An 831-nucleotide genomic window follows, 5' to 3' on the forward strand; every position below is an offset into this window, starting at 1 on the left:
TTCCAGCATTTTTAATTTCGACAAGATTGTTTAGTGTTTGAAGGAAATCATTTGCGCTATTCGCTTTTAGGGCAGTGATTAAGTTGGTGATTATCGTGGCGGTATCGCCATTATCTAAAACATCATTTCCGCTCGAGTTCGCGATGAATTGAGCTAACACATAGCTCATAACCGTAGCTTGACGGATGGCTTTATTTATTTGCGCAGAACTTGCTTTGCCAGATTGGAAGCCGCTCAACAGAGCTGCAAGGGCTTCATAGTCAGCCTGCGCCGTGACATTCGCGCCAGCGCCAATACCAAATGGTTTAAAGTTATTTGTAGCCATTATAATTTTTTCTCCCATGCGCCATCGTCAAATCCGGCTATGTAGTCATTATCCATATCAAACCCAAAAAATTTATTTCCGACAGATGGGGTTTCAACAGATGGTGTTTGTATATCGCCTGCCCACACGCCGGCAGCTTTGACTGTCAAATATCCCTGCCTGATCGCCGCAATAAGTTCGAGCGAAACATTAGAAATATCGGTTTCCGGAAATACCCACACTGAAATAGTCATGTCCTGGTTATCAACGATCTGCATCGTCAAGCCAGAACCGGCCAACGCCGTGTCGAGGATCGTCGGCAATGTTTCGTTTGTTCCATTCCAGTGATTAATTGCAATTTTTGCTTTGAGGATGATTCTGTAAGTTTCATCGCTCAAGTTCGTAAATCCAGCGTCAGGGTCATAGGGGCCTTGCCAAACACCCTGATCGAATCCCAAACCATCCGTGTCAAAGGAAAAATAAATACCGGAGATAGGCTGGCTGACCACTCGCGTTCTGCCAATCCA

General features: G+C 45.0%; 1 protein-coding gene and 1 pseudogene. Both read right to left on the reverse strand.

The features are described 5' to 3' along the window. Window positions 1–325, reverse strand: a pseudogene (locus ACJY2G_RS25515) (hypothetical protein); the annotation flags it as partial. After that, the coding region (locus ACJY2G_RS25520; RefSeq protein ID WP_439292384.1) for a DUF2612 domain-containing protein at window positions 325–831 on the reverse strand (507 nt) is incomplete at its 5' end. The pseudogene ACJY2G_RS25515 and the gene ACJY2G_RS25520, both read right to left, overlap by 1 nt.

This window comes from Rahnella sp. ATs2 (genome assembly GCF_051851855.1).
GTDB lineage: Bacteria > Pseudomonadota > Gammaproteobacteria > Enterobacterales > Enterobacteriaceae > Rahnella > Rahnella variigena.